At 45.9% G+C, this 20,979-nt stretch carries 7 protein-coding genes; 5 read left to right on the top strand and 2 right to left on the bottom strand.

What is annotated here, in order from left to right; all coding sequences use genetic code 11:
* Nucleotides 1–3: 3 nt before the first annotated feature.
* The 4 genes from R8G66_12830 to R8G66_12815 all read left to right on the top strand — a co-directional run bounded on the left by R8G66_12830 (nucleotide 4) and on the right by R8G66_12815 (nucleotide 15,750).
* On the top strand, nucleotides 4–555 hold the full coding sequence (locus R8G66_12830) for a sigma-70 family RNA polymerase sigma factor (GenBank protein MDW3193249.1): 552 nt from the start codon (nucleotides 4–6) through the stop codon (nucleotides 553–555).
* Nucleotides 548–1,378, top strand: coding sequence for a FecR domain-containing protein (locus tag R8G66_12825; GenBank protein MDW3193248.1), 831 nt, complete (start codon nucleotides 548–550; stop codon nucleotides 1,376–1,378). Before R8G66_12830 ends, R8G66_12825 begins: the two co-directional genes overlap by 8 nt.
* Before the next feature lie 218 nt (nucleotides 1,379–1,596).
* Nucleotides 1,597–4,341, top strand: coding sequence for a TonB-dependent receptor (locus R8G66_12820; protein ID MDW3193247.1), 2,745 nt, complete (start codon nucleotides 1,597–1,599; stop codon nucleotides 4,339–4,341).
* A gap of 150 nt (nucleotides 4,342–4,491) precedes the next feature.
* Complete coding sequence (locus tag R8G66_12815; protein MDW3193246.1) at nucleotides 4,492–15,750, top strand: BspA family leucine-rich repeat surface protein; 11,259 nt, start codon at nucleotides 4,492–4,494, stop codon at nucleotides 15,748–15,750.
* A 122-nt stretch (nucleotides 15,751–15,872) separates the two neighbouring features.
* Here the strand turns inward: R8G66_12815 and R8G66_12810 are convergent, their stop codons facing one another.
* Both R8G66_12810 and R8G66_12805 read right to left on the bottom strand, forming a co-directional pair.
* A complete protein-coding gene (locus R8G66_12810; GenBank protein MDW3193245.1) occupies nucleotides 15,873–17,246 on the bottom strand; it encodes a DUF4403 family protein in 1,374 nt (457 codons plus the stop codon).
* Between the two features lie 64 nt (nucleotides 17,247–17,310).
* On the bottom strand, nucleotides 17,311–17,883 hold the full coding sequence (locus R8G66_12805; protein MDW3193244.1) for a 1-acyl-sn-glycerol-3-phosphate acyltransferase: 573 nt from the start codon (nucleotides 17,881–17,883) through the stop codon (nucleotides 17,311–17,313).
* Between the two features lie 277 nt (nucleotides 17,884–18,160).
* Between R8G66_12805 and R8G66_12800 the strand changes: the two genes are divergently transcribed.
* A complete protein-coding gene (locus R8G66_12800; GenBank protein MDW3193243.1) occupies nucleotides 18,161–20,830 on the top strand; it encodes an alpha-amylase family glycosyl hydrolase in 2,670 nt (889 codons plus the stop codon).
* The last annotated feature ends 149 nt before the right edge of the window (nucleotides 20,831–20,979 follow it).

Genomic DNA, 20,979 nt, shown 5'->3' with positions numbered 1-20,979 from the left:
ACCTTGCTAAAAGACTTAGAAGACATAATCGCCAGGTGCCAGGAGCACGATCGGTCAGCTCAGGAGAAGCTTTACAGGGAATTTTATTCGACAGCCATGACGATTTGCACACCCTACAGTAACAGCACTTTTGAGGCCGAGGAAATGGTCAATGACGGGTTCATGAAGGCTTTCAAAAGCCTGAATAATTACAATCCGGAATATCCATTTGGTGCCTGGTTGAGGCGGATCATGATCAATGCTGCAATTGATCATTATCGCTCGCAGAAGAAGCATTACTTCAATCTGGAGTTGAGTTCTGCCAGAGAACTATCTGGTGATGACTTATCCATCATGGATCAGTTGTCGGCAGACGAGTTGATGGAATTGGTTAGATCACTTTCAACAGCGTATCGAACCACCTTCCTGCTCTACGTAGTGGAAGGATTCAAGCATCACGAAATAGCGGAGCAATTGGGCATTACGGAAGGAACGTCTAAGTCCAATCTTGCCAAAGCGAAGAAGCGGTTGCAGCAAATGATCCTCAAAAGAGAGAAAGGAGGGCGTCGTGGATAAGTGGAATGAAAAGTTCAAAGAGAAACTTGGTGAATACCAACACCAGGGGGAACTCACTGATGATAAAGTAGCGAGCTTTTTCAACCGGATGGATAATCCCACGGAAGAGAAAAAAGTAGCTGAACAATCTTCCAATTTCTTGAGGATTGCCGCGAGTGTCACTGTTTTTCTGGTGACAGGCTTTGCGTTATACTTTTTTGGTTCAGTGACCGTCACTACAGGTGCAGGAGAGTTCGCTTCCGTGGAATTGCCAGATGGATCCAAGGTTGACTTGAAGTATCAGTCGTCCATATCCTACCATGAAATAGGCTGGATGTTCAATCGTGAGGTTCAATTCGAAGGTGAAGGCTTCTTTGAGGTAGAGAAAGGCTCAAAGTTCAGTGTGATTTCAGCGGCAGGCACTACGGCTGTTTTGGGCACTTCTTTCAATATCAAAACCCGGGCGGCTCGATACGAAGTGAAATGCTATACGGGACGAGTTTCGGTGGTATCTGGAGCGGAGGAAAGTATGTTGACACCTGGAGATGCTACGATGTTCCAGGATAGAAAGAAGATACGTGACTTCAAGTTTGATGCTCAAACACCCAATTGGAGTCAGGGAGAGATCCATTTTGAAGACCAGCCTTTGAGGGTGGTGATAGACGAACTGGAGAAAGTTTATGATCTTTCTGTGGAATATGCAGATTCACTAGGGTTGATCCGATATACGGGCTTTTTCCCAACGAATGACCTGCAGATGGCCTTAAGGTTGACTTGTGAGCCTTTGGACCTTGGATACAAAATAGAAGACAAAACGGTTTCGTTGTTTTTGAAAGAGGATTAAGACATTGGTTTTATTTATTCATTAATTAGTTCCTCTGAATAAAGTCATATGTCGGGATAGAGAAAAATGGTCATTCCGGTTTTTTTCGGCTTAAATTCCGAAGGGAGTTGAAAAAATACCGGGTGCCCGACAAGGGTATCTTTTCAACGATTTTTTAATCCTATATAACAAGGATTTAAGTGAATAAAAGATTGATAGTAGGGAAGAGATAATTTAAAATGCGGATCGGAATAATCATATGGATCATGTGCTTGGGTAGCTTCTTTTCAGCGGCCAATAATCCCTCCGTGATCAATGAGCGATTCGAAAACCAACAACTAAAGCGCGTATTCAAAAAACTCAAACAGAAGTATGGACTTAAGATCGCTTTCAGTGACCGTTTGGTGTCCGACAAACAGATCACTGTTGATATTCAGGAAAAGTCCGTATTCGATGCATTTGAGATCATTCTGGAAGGAACAGGGCTGTCATATGAATACATCGAACCAAATGCGGTGATCATCAAAAAAGGCAGACCCGAAGCTACTTCTTTTGATCTGATCGGGGAGGTATATGATCACGCTACTGGCGAAAGATTACCCTTTGCCCTGATCAAAGTCGTTGGGCAGCCAGGGGGTACCACTTCCAATGAGGATGGGATCTTTTCGTTGCAGGGACTAAGCGATACATCCAAAGTAGAAATCACTTATCTCGGATATAAAACTATAATTCGCCCGATCACGTCATCGGACCGCAGGAGTCGATTACTCATCGCCATGAAAGCTGCCGTTGAAGACCTGGATGAGGTGACCGTAGCAGCCATGCAAAATCAAATTGAGGTAATGGATGATCTGTCCAGGGTAGCTTTCGATCCGGGGCTGGTAGAGAATATACCGGCTACGGCAGAAAAGGATGTATTCCGGATGATGCAACTGATTCCGGGAGTGACCGCTACCAATGAATTGCAATCTGGGTTGGAAGTGAATGGGGGTAATGTCAATCAAAATGTGATCACATTTGATGGATTTCGTGTCTATCACATGGACCACTTCTTTGGTTATTTCAGCGCCATCAATCCTTATTCGGTAAAATCCATGCGGTTGTTCAAAACCGGGTTTGATGCCCGGTACGGGGGAAGTGCCTCCAGTGTCATGGAGTTCACAGGAAAAGACGGAAATAATTCGCAAGTCAGTGGAAGACTCTCCGTTAACCCTTTGAGTATCAATACCAGTTTGGAAGCTCCCATTTCTGAAAACACCACCTTGTTCTTATCGGGTAGGCGCTCTTACTCGGATTTGTTCAATGTCTGGCATTTCAATCGAATTTTTGAACAATATGAACAGCAGGTTCAGGGATCAGAACAAGTTTTGACAATTATCAATGATATTTCTTACCAACCTGAATTCACTTTTGGTGACCTGAACTTTAAGGTATCTACCAAGCTTGGGGCTAAAAACCTGCTTTCTTGGAGTGTTTACAATAGCAATGACCTCCTCAATTTCGAGAACAGTTTTCAGATTGAACATAACATGGACAGTTTGGTCGATGTGAATAACCTCGGTTTTGTGAAGTGGGGAAATTTTGGTAGTTCGGTCCGGTTTTCACGGCTATGGAACGAATCAAATTATACGGACATGTTCATTTCTTATTCAAAATACGGAAGTGAGTTCAGTGAGAAATCGACTCAGGATATCATAGATGGAGGTGAATTAGTGGAAACCCAAAGATCGGATGCCATTCAGGATAATGGTATTGAAGATGTAAGTCTTCAAGTTGAGCATGAATGGAGCAGTCCGAATGTTACGCTGGTCGCCGGGCTCCAAAATTCACTTTACCGTACGAATATCAACAGTGCAACCAATGGGGAGGTAGTAACCGAGAAAAACCAGGGGAATGTGCTGCTATTGACACAATTCGTTCATGTTGATCTGCCTGTTTCCTCGATATTGGACATCAATTTTGGCCTCCGAAGCAATTACCTGTCCAGTAGAGGCCAGGTTTATCTGGAACCCAGAGCCTCATTAAGCTATCAATTCAATGATCATTTGAGGTTTGGGGTCGCAGGTGGTATTTACTCACAGTTTGTCAATCAGGTCAACACTCAGAATGTATTACAGGGAAGCAGGGACTTATGGACCCTTGCCGATGAAGAGATCCCCGTGCAGATTGCTGAGCATTTAATCGCAGGGATTTCTTATAGTCGATCCTCCTGGAGTACGGAGCTCAATTTTTTTCGCAAGCAGTTTTCCGGGATCATGGATTATGCCTTTCGTTTTGGCAATCGGATCACTGAGTATGAGAATTATGATGAGCAATTCTTCGAAGGTGATGGCCGTGCTCAGGGCATTGAAACATTGATCAAACATGAATCCAATCGTTTTACTGGCTGGTTAGGCTACACCCTAAGCAAAGTGGATTATCGGTTTGATGACATAGATGAAGGGGAGTGGTTCTCTGCCGATCATGACCAGCGACATGAAGTGAATTTGTTTGGTTCCTATAAGTTAGGTCCTTTACGTTTACAGGCGACCTGGTATCTCGGTTCAGGTCGACCTTTTACTGTATACCGACTGAATGGGACTCGAAATAACAATCGCAGAGGGAATCGGCCAGGAGTGGCAATTTTAGAAGCTGATGAACGAAATGGTCGAAGATTGAATACTTATCATCGGTTGGACCTGGGCGCTTCCTATGTCCATCAGTTGGGGAATGCCGAACTGCAGTTCAATGCCAATATCTTTAATGTCTACGATCAGAACAACATATATGGTAATACGCTAAGGACGATAGAAAATCCCAATATCGATTCTCCTCCCGGCGATGGTCCTGGAGGCATGGGCCCCGGAGGCATGGGTCCTGGTGATGGCCCGGGAGATGGTCCCGATGGCATGGGCCCTGGAAATCAATCCCCGACCATACTTCAACCTGTTGACTATGGCCTGATGGGTTTTACACCCAGCCTTTCCGTGGAGTTGAGGTTTTAGGTAGTAAACTCCCTAAAAACAAGGAATTTCTTCATCTGAAAAAATACCGGTTTCCTAGTATTTTTACCATCACCCATCAGTTTATTCCGCTTTAGGCGAATGGTTTACATGGTCAAAATCTACCTTTAACATGAACCAAGTAGACTTATCATGTTCGACACACTTCGCCAATTCAGGTCCGCCTTAAGGGCATTCCTCCTTATTTTCATTATTGTTATAAATGACCAAATCAGCTTCGCCCAGGCCACAATTCCTTTCGTGACCACCTGGGAAGTAGATGCCAGTGACCTCTCGATCACACTACCACTTTCGGTAGATCCCTTTGCTATTTTACCCGAACTCAATTACAACGTGGATTGGGGAGACGGTACGACGGCATCTGGGCTGACTGCCTTTGGGGAGCATACCTACGCAAGCCCCGGTACCTACACGGTTTCGGTCACCGGGAGTTTCACTCGGATATCCATGAATACAGGAGATGCGCAAGATGATCAGGATCAGTTGATCAGTGTAGATCAATGGGGCAATGCCCCCTGGAGTGCTATGGGAAGTGCATTCGCCAATTGTTCCAATCTGGAAATCAATGCCCTTGATGCCCCGGACCTCACTAATGCAGAGAACATGGCCAATATGTTCCTGAATTGTATTGCTTTCAATCAGTCCATTGATCATTGGGATGTCAGCACCATTGAATTCATGAACAGTACATTCAGTGGTGCCAGAGCCTTCAACCAACCACTGAACAGTTGGGATGTGAGTAGCGTCAGTGAAATGTCTTCGATGTTTTTCCTGGCTCAGGCCTTCAATCAGCCGTTGGACGCCTGGGATGTAAGTCGTGTTGAAAAGATGGGAGCGATGTTCAGAAGCGCAACTACTTTCAATCAGCCACTCGATACTTGGCAGGTAGGCAATGTGCAGTTCATGGGCCAGATGTTTCGAGATGCCGAAGTTTTTGATCAAGACTTGAATAGCTGGGATGTAAGCAGTGTCACAGGTATGAGCAACATGTTTTCCCGTGCTTTTGCCTTCAATGGTGCCATTGGACAGTGGGACATGAGCAACGTGGAATCTACCAGTGGCATGTTTAATCAGGCCTCCGGTTTTAACCAACCCATCGGCAATTGGAACATGTCCAAAGTAACTTCAATAAGTTCCATGTTCGCAAATGCCACGGCTTTTGATCAACCGATTGGGAATTGGGATGTGAGTGCGGTGACCAACATGAACAGTACGTTCCGTGGAGCAGCGGCCTTCAGTCAGGACATTAGCTCATGGAATGTCAGTAATGTCACGAACATGGCTTCCATGTTCAGCCGGGCTTCGGCCTTTAATCAACCATTGAATTCCTGGCAAGTGGGCAACGTAACCACTTTCAGTGCGATGTTTCAATTGGCCAGTGCATTTGATCAGGACCTGAATTCCTGGGATGTGAGTCAGGCGACAAGAATCGATATCATGTTTGATCGTGCAACGGCCTTCAACGGATACATCAGCAGTTGGAACACAGCCAATGTCGATCGCATGCGAGATATGTTTTTCCAGGCCCGAGCCTTTAATCAGGACATTACCAATTGGGATGTGAGTAAGGTCACGACCATGAACCGTATGTTTCAGGGAGCTAATGCCTTTGACCAAAACCTGGGAAGCTGGGACATGAGTACAGTATCAGACGTGGATGCCATGTTCGCGGGAAATGCCATGACCGTCTCCAATTATGATAGTACCCTGATCGGGTGGTCACAGCAAACATTACAGCCCAATTTGAGATTTGCAGCAGCGGGATTAGAATACTGTAACGGAGAAGATGCCAGACAAAAAATTATTGACGATTTCAATTGGGAGGTGATTGGAGACTCAAGGAAATGTCCATTGAACTTTATATCATCTACGGATACGACGTTTGCTGAGAATTCTGAAGCAGTGGTTTATGTGGCGGTTGCAATTGACAACTTTAACCGTCCCCGATACTCCTTAGGGAACACAAATGATGAAGCGCTATTCAGGATCAATGAAGATACGGGGGAATTGTTCTTTTTATCTGCTCCCGACTTTGAAAACCCACTGGATGCAGACGGGGACAATGTTTATGTGGTAGAGATCATCGCTGATGATACCCGTGAGATCATCAGCCTTACCTTAAACATCACCGTGGAGGATGTCAATGAAGCGTTTGCGGATGCCTTTATCACCACTTGGCAAGTGGATACGGATGACTTAACCATCACCTTACCGCTGGCAGTTCAGGTGAATTCCGGTGATGTATTGAATTTCGATGTGGATTGGGGAGACGGAACCATTGATGTGGGACTTACTGCCTCTGGAGTTCATAGTTACACAAGTCCAGGTACCTACACGGTAAGGGTGATAGGTACATTCACTGCTATTTTCATGAATTCCAGCGAGTCCCGGGATGATGCCGATAAACTACTGAGCATTGAGCAATGGGGATCAGTTTCCTGGTATACCATGGGCAGCGCGTTTCGTGGATGCGTCAATATGGTGATCAATGCCATCGATGCACCGGACCTTTCCCGTGTCGAAAACATGGCCAACATGTTTTATGGTTGTGAAGCTTTGAATCAACCGATTGGACACTGGGACGTAAGCAATGTCCGATTCCTCAACAGTACTTTTCAGAACGCAGTAAACTTCAATCAGCCGTTGGATACCTGGGATGTAAGCCGCGTTGAGCAATTCACATCCATGTTCTTCAATGCAACTGCTTTTAATCAACCTATCGGTAACTGGAACATGAGTTCCGCAACGAATTTAGGAGCCATGTTCAGAGAAGCACATAGCTTCAATCAGCCACTTGACAACTGGGATGTGAGCAATGTCACCAATATGAACCAACTCTTTCGGGGAGCCCTGGCTTTTAATCAAGACCTGAACAGCTGGGATGTGACCAGTGTGATCGGGATGGTGAGTATGTTTGATCGGGCCGAATCCTTTAATGGAGCCATTGGTCAGTGGGACATGAGCAAGGTGCAGGGCATCGGTGGTATGTTTGCTCAGGCCAAAGTTTTTAATCAACCGATTGGAGATTGGGACCTTTCAGGAGTAGTGAATGGTTCTGGTATGTTCGGTGGCGCCGAGGTATTTGATCAGCCCATAGGAAACTGGAATACGTCAGGATTCACCAGGATGGCCGGGATGTTTACCAATTGCCTGGCATTCAACCAGGACATCAGTGGCTGGGATGTGAGCAACGTCACCGATATGAACAGGATGTTCAAAAATGCCCCTGTTTTTAATCAGCCCATGGATGCCTGGGATGTCAGTAATGTGACCAATATGAGTCAAATGTTCGATGAAGCCAGCGTCTTTGATCAGGACTTGAATTCATGGGATGTCAGTAAGGTTGAAAATATGAACGATCTATTTGCTCGTACTGCGGCCTTTAATGGGAACGTCTCTGATTGGAACACTTCTTCGGTTACTACCATGTGGGAAATGTTTTGGCAAGCCCGATCCTTTAATCAGGATATCGGGGACTGGGATGTTAGTCAGGTGACCAGAATGGATGAAATGTTTGCCAGTGCCAATGCTTTCAATTTTAGCCTGGGCAATTGGGACATCAGTAGTGTGACCAGCATGGTGGCCATGTTCTCCACGACCAGTATCTCTGTCGCCAACTACGACAGTACCTTGATTGGTTGGTCTCAACTCAACTTACAATCCAATGTGACTTTGGGTGCTGGAGGGTTAAGGTATTGTAATGCTGGTACGGAACGACAAAGCATTATCGACACCTACGGTTGGAATATCACCGGGGATTCACAGGATTGTCCATTGTTCTTTACATCAGTCAGTGACACTACGGTGCAGGAAAATGTCGAAGGAGTCTTCTATACAGCCACTGTCACGGAGAACTTTGGCCAAGTAACCTTTTCTCTGGGTAACGGGAATGATGCAGCATTGTGTAGCATCGATCCTGATACGGGTAAGATTACCTTTTTGAATTCCCCGGATTTCGAGAATCCGGAAGATGCTGATGGGGACAATGTCTACATCCTGGAAGTGATCGCGGAAGACCAAAGAGATCGGGTAAGCTTTACACTGACGATTACCATTGAGGATGTCATAGAGTCTTCAAGTGCATTCATCACCACGTGGGATGTCACTGATCCGGACCTTACGATCACCATTCCAATCAATGTCAACCTCACTACTTACAACTATACGGTGGATTGGGGAGATGGGATCACCAATACTGGAGTAACAGGTGAAATCAGCCATGCCTATGCCGTAGCAGGGGTATATACCGTAAGTATCATAGGATCATTCCCAAGGATCGTTTTTAACAATGGACCAGAGGCCATTAAACTGTTGAGTATTGAACAATGGGGTGACATCCAATGGACTTCCATGTGGAATGCCTTTTCTGGGTGTGAGAATTTGGTAATCAATGCCTTGGATGTACCTGATCTCTCACAGGTGCTTTCTACGCAGACCATGTTCTTGAATTGTAAAGTGATGAATTCCCCGATGGACGATTGGGATGTAAGCCATGTTACCAATATGCAGCGAATGTTTCAAGGGTGTGAATTGTTCAATCAAGACCTCAATAGCTGGAACACCAGTCAGGTGACGAACATGTCTCAGACTTTCACCAAAGCCAGGGCCTTTAATGGAGACATTAGTTCCTGGAATGTATCTGGATGTACCAATATGTCATCGATGTTTAGTGAGGCATGGGCATTCAATATTGATATTGGAAGCTGGGAAGTCAGCAATGTCACAGCGATGGCAAACATGTTTTTCCAGGCAAGGGCTTTCAATCAGGATATCAGTAGGTGGAATGTGAGTAGCGTCACCGGAATGGGGAGTATGTTCTTTGGTGCGACAACCTTCAATCAATCGATTGCCTCGTGGAATGTTAGTCAGGTGACTTCCATGAATAATATGTTTAGAGGTTGTCCGGTTTTCAATCAGGACATCAGTGGTTGGGACGTTTCGAGTGTACGAAGCATGAGTGGCATGTTCAACGGAGCCGGAGATTTTAACCAGCCTGTCGGTGCCTGGGATGTAAGAAGTGTAACTAACATGAACAACATGTTTCTAAATGCCGTGTTCTTTGATCAGGACATAAGCTCATGGAACGTTTCCAATGTAACTCGGATGGATGGGATGTTTCAGGGAGCCAGAGCGTTCAATCAAAATATTGGTAGTTGGAATGTATCACTGGTCACGCGGATGGATGGGATGTTTAGCAGGGCGGACGTATTTGATCAAGACCTTGGAAGCTGGAATATCAATCTGGTGAGTAACATGACCAACATGTTTGATGACTGTGGACTTTCTACCGAGAACTACGACCGCACGATCATCGGGTGGACTTCTAGTACTTCCTTGCAAGTGGGTATCAATATTGGAGTTGTTGGCTTGAAGTATTGTACGGCAAGTAGTGAACGACAGTCACTGATCGATACCTACAATTGGATATTTACCGGAGATATTGAGGAATGTCCTTTTTCCTTCTCATCTGGAACTACCGTGTCTGTAGATGAGAACACAGAAGATGTGATATACACTGCATCAGTTTTAGGTGCTTCCGGTTCGGTAACTTATTCTCTGGGAACAGGATTAGATGAATCATTTTGCTCGATAGATCCGGTAACAGGCGAGTTGATTTTCAACTTGCCACCGGATTTTGAACGCGCCCAGGATGGTGATGGAGATAATGTCTATGAATGTGAGATCATTGCTACGGTTGGTGGTGTTTCCATTACTCAAGTCATTTCGATTACCATCAATGATATCCCTGGAGATGGGACCACTTACTTCGTAACCAATTTGAACAATTCCGGTCCAGGCTCCTTAAGACAAGCGATCCTGGATTGTAATGGAAGCTTGGGGCCCGACAAGATCTTTTTCAATATCAGTGGGACCATCAATTTAACGTCCACACTTCCTGCGATTGTAGAAACGTGTACCATAGATGCTACCGGAGCTCCAGGCGGTCCGGGCTCGGTAAATTTATCTTTCTCGGGTAACACGGCCATTCAGATCACTAGTGCCACGGGAGTCATGATCAAAGGCATTGGCTTTACGGGCTTCGGAGGCCAATTGGGAACAGGTATCCGCTGCGACGCTTGTATAGAACCAGTGATAGAAAGCTGTACGTTCAGTAATTTGAGCATTGCCGTCGACATCAATGGCGGTACTGATCCGATAGTTCGGAATAATGACCTACGAGATTGTGGAACTGATGATGATCACCCAGCTCTGCGCTTAACATCTGTAACTGCTTTGCGAGTGGGAGCGGTGACAGGCAACATATGGGGTGGCTCTAAAAGCAATGCCTTCTTCTGTCTGCACAGTGTTTCCTCTGCCACCGGAAGCATCTTGATCAACAATGGCAGTTCTGGGAATCCGCATTTGATTATCCCTGATAAATCTGCTGAGACCGCTGGAAGTACAGGCTATCTGGGTCAAATCCGTGATTGTGATAACGTCACGGTCGCAGGGATTAAGTTTTCTCGGAGCACAACAGTTCGCAGCGGTTTTGGTTTAAAACTGGAAAATTGTAGTACTTGTATTGTCGAGAGTTGTGACTTTGGATTTACGGATATCGGTGTATTTGCCAGAAGCTCTTCAAGAGTCGGTGTTCGAAATAATATCTTCCTGAATGCAGGGAAAAGTTCAGCAGAACCTGCCCTCTATCTGGAAAATTGTACGAACCTTGAAGTAGGTGCGGTGACTGGCAATACCTGGGGTGGAGCTCTTTGTAATTCGCTGTTCTGGATGAATCAGTGTACAGCAGCATCAGGTAGGTTACTTTTTAATGATGGCAGTTTTAGCGGAGGCGTGATTGAAATACCCGATGGTGTGAGCGAGACGTGTTCTATAGAAAGAGACTTCCTCATCCGAGTTTCAGATTGTCCTGAGGTGACCATCGATGGTCTGACACTCACCAGATCTACCACACAAGCAGGAAAAGGAGTATTATTTGAAGGCAGTACAGGTGGTATTTTCTTGAATTGCGATTTCAGTCATTTGGTGACAGGCTTAGAATTGTCGAATACTTCTGAAGTCAGTATTACCGAAAATAATTTCACCAACTCCGGATTCTCTTCTTCAGAACCTGCTTTGAATTGTCAGGGCTGCTCAAACCTTGCTGTTGGCGCCATTACCGGTAATGTCTGGGGTGGAATACAAAGCAATTCCTTCCTTTGGATGCAAGGATCAAGAGCGAACAATGCTGCAAGACTGATTGTCGGGAATGAGGGTGATGTCTCAGCACATGTGCAAATCAGTTCAACCTCCTCGATTGGTTCGGGAACGGCTAATGCATTACTTCGGATCAAGGACACGGATCAGGTCACGGTTCGTGGAGTGAACTTCAATCGAAGCACGATTACTCGTGCCGGTATTGGGGTGATTGTTGATAATTGTAACAGTTGCATCATCGAAGACAATGACTTTAGCTACCTCGACAATGGTTGTTTGATCGGAGTAGGAACTAATCCTGTCATCAGACGCAACAACTTTAGGAATGCCGGGAAAGATGAAAACAGTCCGGCCTTGCGACTCTTATCTGTGGATGACCTGGCTCCGGGCTCAGTAATCGGAAACTTCTGGGGTGGGGCATTATGTAACACGCTAATCCGCATGGAATTGGTGACTTCTTCTACGAGTAGCCTTCTAATTGATGATGGTAATTCTGGAAGTGCACATGTTGTGATCCCTGATTCGGTTTCCGCAACCTGTGGTTCAGATGCTTATTTATTATCCTTCAGTCGGGTTGCCAATCTGGAAGTCAACAGTGTCAACTTCTTCCGAAGTAAAACCATTCAAACAGGACGCGGTGGTATTCGCGCCGGATTGTGTGACAGCATTCGAATCGTGGGCAATGACTTTAGCTACCTCGACCAGGGATTGGTCCTGACTTCAGGTGCCTTTCCGTATGTGAAGCAGAACGATTTTCGTAATTCCGGTTCCAACCGGACCAATGGTGCGTTCAGCTTATCTACCAGGGATCTTTTGGAGCGAGGTATCGATGAAAACTTATGGGGTGGCGCATTGTGTCAGTTGGTTTTAGGTGTTGGCGGCGTGAATCCGGGGCAGGACAATCAGGTGATCATCGGAGATGGCTCTGATCCAGGGCATCATATCGTGATCCCCGATGGTATTTTCTCATCCATCGACCCTTTAGGTACTTGTCTTTACCTGACCAATGGAAATCATTACACGGTGGATAATTTAGATTTCTCCCGGAGCAGTTGTAACCGGGACGGGATCGGGATAGAGGCCATCAATGTGATCCGACTTAGGGTTTTGAATTCCAGTTTTTACTACAATCGCTTTGGGATAAGCATGCGCCAAAATAGCCCAGATTTCATTGCCAACTGCAATTCATTTGTGGGGAATGAAGTGGGTATCCACTTACGTGAAAATGATACCGGAGCAGGTATATTCCAAAACAATTTTGTGGACAATGATGCAGGAATCAGCTCGATCAGTGGCAATATTCTCGAAGGCAGAAGCAATTACGCCGTGAGTTCTCCTTTTATAGGAGCGATCAATTATGGCCCCCGTCTGACGGAGCCTGCGGCTTGTGCACCTGAATTGATTTTACCTCAGATCGCAGTTTCAGGAAATGGTGTAGCCATTGAGCAAAAAACCACGCCTGTCGAGTCTAATGGAACCGATTTTGGATCAGTGGCTCTCCCAACAACGTTTACCTACGAAGTAGTCAATACCAGTCAATTCCCGATCGCCTTTACCAATGTCATTGTGCCCTTAGCAGACACGGCCAATTTTAAAGTGACAGGAATTACGATAGGGGATTCGATCCCTGTTCGAGGGACTCTGCCATTTGAGGTGACCTTTACAGCTGATGTCGATGGGGATTACGATACGAGGATTACCCTGCTATACGGCAGCTGCGTCGAGGAGGAGTTTCGATTCGATGTAGCAGGTTCTTTTCTGCAAACAGATGATGTAGATCAGGACGGAATTCCCGAAGACATAGATCAGTATCCTACAGATGATACCAATAATGGTAAACCCGCTGTTTTTACACAGGTATGGGATGATTTGGATGGTGACGGCCATTTGGATGAAGGGGAGCCGGGTATTCCAAATGTTACGGTGAAACTGTTGCGATCTGATAATAGCAAGATTCGTGAGAGACGCACGCAGGCAGATGGATTAGTAGCGTTCTTTGACCTGGCTGTAGGACAGCAGGTGAAATTGCAATATGTGCTGCCCAATAATCATCATTATACGTTACGAAACGTCATAGGAACCATCAATAGTGATGCGAACCGTTCCAATGGCATCACTTCAAAATTTAGATTGGAGGAGGGAGTGAACACCGGCGTAGATGCCGGACTCTGGTCCCCGGGAGAGGTTCGTTCTTTTGTATGGGATGATTTGAATGGCGATGGTTTGCAGGACTCGGAGGAACCTGGGATTGCAAACGTTACGGTGAAACTACTGAGATCAAATGGTACCAAAATCCGGGAAGTGAGGACTGATTCGATAGGAGTAGCAACACTCACTGGTGTACCTGCTAATCAGGCGGTTCGATTAAACGTGGTACGTCCTTCCAATCACCGATTCACCATACGATTAGAAGAAATGGATGAAGCATTGGATAGTGATGCGAACCGAAACAATGGCCGCACTCCGAAATTCAGAGCCACTTCCGGGCAACAAGTTTATGAATCCTTTGATGCGGGATTGTGGTCTCCGGGAACTGCAGAAGCGTATGTTTGGGATGACCTGAATGGTGATGGATTGCAGGATGTAGATGAGCCAGGTGTGGCAAATGTCACGGTCAAATTGCTCCGATCCAATGGAACAAAGATCCGTGAGGTCAGAACCAATAGTGATGGATTGGTCACATTGACGGGAGTTCCTGCAGATCAGGCAGTGAGGCTTCAGGTGGTAAGACCATCAAATCATCGGTTTACCCTGCGTTTAAATGAGGTAGATGAGGAGTTGGACAGTGATGCCAATCGGAAAAATGGTCGCACCCCAAAATTCCGAGCGATCTCAGGGAATCAATTGCATGATTTGAATGATGCGGGACTGTGGTCTCCGGGGCAAGCACAGGCTTTCGTTTGGGACGACCTCAACGGTGATGGTATGCAGGATGTTGGAGAACCGGGTATACAAAATGTGACCGTGAAACTCTTACGCGAAAATGGAACGAAGATCAGGGAAGCAAGAACGGACGTAAATGGATTGGTGACCCTCACAGGCGTGCCCGCGGATCAAAAGGTTCGCTTACAGGTGGTTCGACCGGCCAATCATGACTATACGTTGAGGAATCAGGGAGAGGATGAGGCTAAAGACAGTGATGCGCATCGCAGTGATGGATTATCCCATAAATTTCGGGCCTCTTCAGGGGGGCAAGTTTACGATTTGGCAGACGCAGGATTATGGTCACCAGGTACGGTTACCTCATATGTCTGGGACGATCAGGACGGTAACGGCATCCAGGATGCTGATGAGCCGGGTGTTCCAAATGTTACGGTCAAACTCTTGCGTGAGGATGATACCAAAATCCGTGAAGCGAGAACAGATGCCAACGGCCAGGTGATCTTAAAAGGCGTACCCGCGGACAAGTTCTCCAAGCTGCAAGTGGTCCGTCCGGCCAATCATAATTTCACTTTCCGAGAAGAAGGTGCCGATGGAACGATGGATAGTGATGTCAGTCGTGGACCAGGTTTTACCTTCAAGTTCAAGCCCAATCGCGGACAGCAATCCATTGAGGATTTTGATGCGGGCGTATGGACTCCTGGAACAGTACAGGCATTTGTCTGGAATGATGCCAATGACAATAGCTTGCAAGATACAGGAGAATCAGGTGTTGCCGGCGTGACGGTGAAATTGATCAGAAGTGATGGTACTAAGATCAGAGAAGCACGTTCGGATGCGAATGGTATCGCGACCATTCACAACGTGCCAGCTGATCAGCAAGTGGGGCTGCAATTTGTAGCACCGGCGAATCGTACCTGGACTTTGCGTGGTGTGGGAGAAGATGCCACGATTGATAGTGATGTCAGTGTCGGAAGCGGAAAAACCTTCTTGTTCCTGGCACAAAAAGGAGCACAATTGTTCGAGAACTACGATGGAGGACTGCTTGCCGTTGCTGCAAGACAAGTGGTAACTCAAACTACACCGGCAATAGAAAAAGTCTTCGAAAATAACATGGAGATCTACCCTAACCCAGTTGAAAATGTGCTGAAAGTAAGGATGACTGCTGCCTCGGAGGAACAAGTCGAGTTGGAACTGACAGATTTAACCGGGCGAACACTCCTGAAACAAAAAGTGAACCTGTCCAGAGGAATCAACCTCATTGAACTGGATGTGTCTACATTGGCACGAGGCCAGCTGCTGTTGATCACCAGAACTACTGCGGGAGAGCAGGTAATGAAGGTTTTAAGAGAGTAGGTCCGATAAAAAGCGTCAAAAGAGATACCCTAACCGGGCGTCCAGCCTTTTCTCAACCTCCTTCGAAATAAAGGTTGAGAAAGACCCTGGTCGGGCGCCCAGTATGACGCTCTTAATAACACTCACTTAACCAAATGTTCCGTCAGATAGGCATGGGCATTGCCATCCACATCGAAGATCCATTGTAGACCTTCTTCAGAAAAAACCAGCTCATAGGAAGAGATGTCTGAGAATGCCAGATCCACATTGACTTTTCCACCCACTTTCGAATCATTCAAAGCTTCCATGATTTTGACGTCCAGTTCATCGAGCACCTGAGATAGTGGGATAGTCGAGTGAGCTACCAGAAATTCCGTCAACCGATTGTCGGCAATCCATTTGGCCAAATTCATCAGTTGATTATCGCTGGTGATGTCATATTCGATCTCATCAATGATGAGACTATGATCCGGACCCAACTTGGGGAGTGCGTATGCATTGATCTGCGCATCCACTGTTCCAGTCACATCAAATTGGAGGTGTAGCTTTTCCCGGGCAGTGTTCACATTGAAATGGGTCAACTGTACTGCTGCTCCCTGATACGAAAACTTCTTGCCATCCAGTTTTGATCGGAGGATTTCATTGACTTGGTCGTACGGAAGAAAAACATCCACTTTCACATCCAGCTTATTTTCGTCTTCGAGTGCTATTTGTGCGTTTTTAGGTAGTGGGGGCCTCTGTGAGTTGATTCCTTTTTCGGGAGTAATGTAAAGATCAGATTCAGTATGGACAATCACGCGAAGGGTATCAGCCACATCTTTTGAAAAGTGTGCAGATAAAAAACTGGGCTGACTGGTGAGCCAAATATCGATAGGCTTTTTACTCACGCGATGCGTATTCCCGAGCAGTCCCCATATTTTATTGACTTGCTTTTTCAATGGCACCAGCTTTTGCACTGCCTCACAAACCGCGTCCTCAATGACCGGAGCCTTGGCTTTTAGTTTTTTATCCACCGGTTTCTGCAGATTGATTGCCACGCCTAATACTTTCACTTTTGGAGGCTCTATCCAATGGATTTGTTGGATGCGACAAGTTGCGCTCAAGTTCCAGTTTTCATCCACGGCCAGTTTTGTGTTCATGTCGGCCCGAAGTTTGACTTTGATGGGCTTCTTCAATTTCATACCCAGTACTTTCTTCTGTACCCCCACAGTGACCTTCATCGGGATCGACACGTCAAGGTTATTGCTGTAGGAAGCCAACATTGCTTTCCCGATCGGCTCGACTTTCAAAGTGACATAACCCTTCTTGATGTTGAGCGTATCGTCCAGCAGGACTTTTGGGAGGGATTTATTGATCAGTTTAGAAAGGTCAGAAATAGGGAAATCCAGCGGAAACGTAAGACTGGAAGTAGCATGCTCCAATTCCATGTTGCCTGCTTCGCTATTCCTATCGTGTTGTTCTGTATTGTTCGTACAAGCGCTGATGAAAATCAGAAGGAAAAGGAAGGTCCGGTGCATCTCAGGCAATTTACTCCTGAAAATACAGTAAACTTTGGAGAAGGTCTATCGAGGATGTGAATTCCTATCGGAAACGCACATCCAGGCTGAAATTCTCTGGGAACTTACCCTGAAAGTCCTTGTAGAAATCCATGATGGTTTTCATGTCATCTTCGAGTACCCCAGTAGGCATGAAGCACATACCAATGCCACACGTTTTCTTTTCATAGTCCATGAAGGAGCAGCAGATGGGCACATTGGCTTCTAGTGCTGTATAGTAAAAGCCCAATTTCCATTCCTCCACTTTTGATCGGGTGCCCTCCGGTGTAACCACCACGGTAAGTGGACTGTCATCTGTTGGGAAGAGTGTCGCCATGTATTTGGTCCAGCCACCTCCGGCCTTGGCTTTCTTGCGATCGATCCATAGAGCACCTAGGTTCGTGATCATGCCGCCGAGGATAGGAATGTTCATTTCCTTCTTGATCGTGAATTTCGGATCCAGGCCCAACTGATCCATGGCAGAAATGGCGTATACAAAGTCCCAATTACTGGTATGTGGGGCCGCAATCATCACTGATTTGAAGGCTTCCTTGGGAGCAGGAGCGAGTAACTTCCACTTGCCAATATTGAATAATACCTTAAAAAGGGCTTTGAGCATGGGGTGTTAATTTAAGCAAGGTTACTACACTTTGTCCGATGTTTGGGTTCGGTAGCTCACGCATTTATGCGCTATTTTATGGGTGATATGAAAAGAGACGATAGATACTTTTAGAGACAGGACGCAAGGTCGGGCATTGAAGCTTCAAAAGGACGGAAAGCATCCTCGAAAAGGTATGTCCTTATTTACTTGCTTGATTGTAGTTTCATTTTATATTTAACCCTGATTATCAATTGTTTACATCGGAAACGTTTCCGATAACCCAAAGGTGAAATTCATGCGAAAATTCTGGACCTTTTTTTTGTTGATTGGGGCTTTTACAGCTTTTACTCAATCTTTTACTGGCGATCAAAAAACACAGGGATATGGTGTGTTCGGCGACAAGCTGACCTTCATTTTCGATGAGGCCCTGTACCAGGTGAAGCCAAAGCAAGTATATGTGACCGGCGAGTTCCGGAACTGGGATCAAAGCCTGGATCCGGAGGAATGGAAACTGAAGCAGACGGGTGAGCAGTGGTTGCTGACCATTGATAATTCAGACTTTGCCATCGTGAAACCCAATACCAAATTCAAATTTAGGATTGATGATGGCGAATGGCTTGACCCTGCAGCAGCGTCCACTAATGTGAAGGGGAGCGATCTCGTCTTTATGATGAGCAATGACAAAATTCCTTTGCTCGCGGAATTGAAAAGCGAGACCCTGATCTGGGCCGAGATCAATGTGGAAAGGCCCCTGGTGCCAGAAGCCTATGTGATCAAAGACGCGAAAGGAAATGAAATCAAAGTGGCCGGCGTTCTTCCAAATGGTTCAGCTACTACGTTGATCACACCCGCGGAACCACTAGACAAACGTCGGGTCTACTTCCTTGAGATCCCAGAACAAAACTTGCGCACACATTGCTCGTTTGATGGGTGGTTTCGCGAAACCTATTCCACGAAAGAACTGGGGGCTAATATCGATAATGGACAGACCACTGTCAGGTTATTTGCACCACGTGCGGAGTTGGTCAAGCTTTATTTGTATGAAGGTAAGGATGATGAGACTGCCAGAGTAACCATTGATATGAAAGCAGATCGTGATGGGGTATGGGAGGCTTCATTTGCTGAAGACCTGCATGGAACTTATTATGATTTTACGATTCACGGGTCGGATGATCCCGGAAATCATTTCTTTGAAACCAATCCGGTACACATTAACGACCCCTATGCACGCGTAAGTGACGATACCTGGGGCAAAGGCCGGATTTGGAGAAGGACGACCCCTGCAACGCCTTTGAAAGGAGGCATTCCCAGGATGGAAGATGTCATTGCCTATGAAGTACATATACAGGATTTCACAGATCGATTACCTGTTGCTGATAAATACAAAGGAACCTTTCAGGGAATGATCACAAAAGGGCTGAAAAATAGCCGCGGCAATAAAATTGGTTTTGATTACATCCTCGATTTAGGGATTAATGTGGTGCATTTGATGCCCGTTCAGGAATATGTACATTTCCCAACGGATGACTGGAAAGCTTCTTTCAAAGATGACCCCTACATGATTGAACAGGGAGTAGCCGAGGAAAATTATCAGTGGGGGTACAGGACTTCATTCGCAATGGCAGTGGAAGCCAGGTATCGTACGAAAGGAGGTGAACCAGGGACAGAGCGTGATGAATTCCGTGATTTGGTTCAAGCGTTTCATGACGAGGGTATTGCGGTGATCATCGACATTGTACCCAATCATACCGCTGAAAACATGGATGCCAATGCCTGGTATTTCAACTTTAATGGAATTGATAAGCAGTACTATTATCGGACCAAGGATTTTGATCACATCGGAGCATACGGCAATGAAGTAAAAACTGAAAACCGTCCCATGACACAACGATGGCTGATCGATCAGTGTAAATACTACATCGATGAGTTTGGGATTGATGGATTCAGGATTGACCTGGCGGGTCAAATAGATCAGCAGAGCCTGATCGCTTTGAAGCAGGCCATTGGTGAGGATAAGATTGTTTATGGAGAAGCCTGGATTGGATCCAATGACCCTAATTATGAAGAGAATCCCGACTGGGACTGGTACAAAGAAGATGCGCCCATTACTTTCTTCCAGGACGATTCCAGAAATGCCTTCAAAGGACCTGTTTTTGAATTGAAAGATCACTTGAAAGATCGCGGTTGGCCCGGTGGAAAATTTGACGAACGAGCCAATGTAATGAAAGGACTGGCCAATAAATTCCCGGATGACAAGACACCTGTGAGTGGTATCAGCTACCTCGATATTCACGACAATTTCGCGCTTGCCGATCAATTTGGCGGACCTGGATTCGATGGGCGTTATGATGTAGATGAGGATGAGTATAAGCTAGCGGTCACGCTGCTTTACACCACGCTGGGGCCCATCGTTACTCATGGAGGATCTGAGATCATGCGTAGCAAGGCCCATGCACCGCTTCGAGAGGTCGTGAAAGAAACCCAGGCTGGCTTTAAGACTTATATGCATGGGTACCGGGATACCTACAACCATCGCACGGCCAATCAATTTGTATGGGAGCAGGTAGGGCAAAAGCCAACTGGGAATAACAAGAATGATTACGAGAACATGTACAATTTCTGGAAGGGAATGAATCAATTTCGTTTCACGGATTATGGGGAATTGTTTCGTGTCGCTGATCCAGTAGAGGAGGGATATTACGAATGGATCACTCCTGAAAAAGAAAGCATGTTAGGATATGTGGTCGATAATAAGGTCATGGTTTTACTGAATGCTGATCAAGATGCCCAAACTTTTACGCAAGTCACCATACCACAAGGAAATTGGAGGCTTATCGGAACCACGGATCAAATCAATCACCTTAAAGGAGTGAAAGGACCGAAAGGCCTGACTCGTTTAAAGGGTGGCAAAACTATAGATGTTGAAATGGATGGCACTTCCTTGTTGATCTGGATAAAGCAATAGCTGCATCCGATTGCATTCCCTATTTGGAACGTTTTCCTTGAGCATTCCAAAGGGATTGTCCTATTTTCGGGTTTTAGTCTAATACATAGTTTGTCAGCATTTGTAATACTGATGGGACTTGCAGGCATTTTAAATGCCGAATAAGACCT

The sequence above is a fragment of the Cytophagales bacterium genome, from assembly GCA_033344775.1.
Taxonomy (GTDB): domain Bacteria; phylum Bacteroidota; class Bacteroidia; order Cytophagales; family Cyclobacteriaceae; genus JAWPMT01.
Note: the sequence above shows the minus strand (reverse complement) of the source record. Positions and strands in the feature narration are given on the sequence as shown.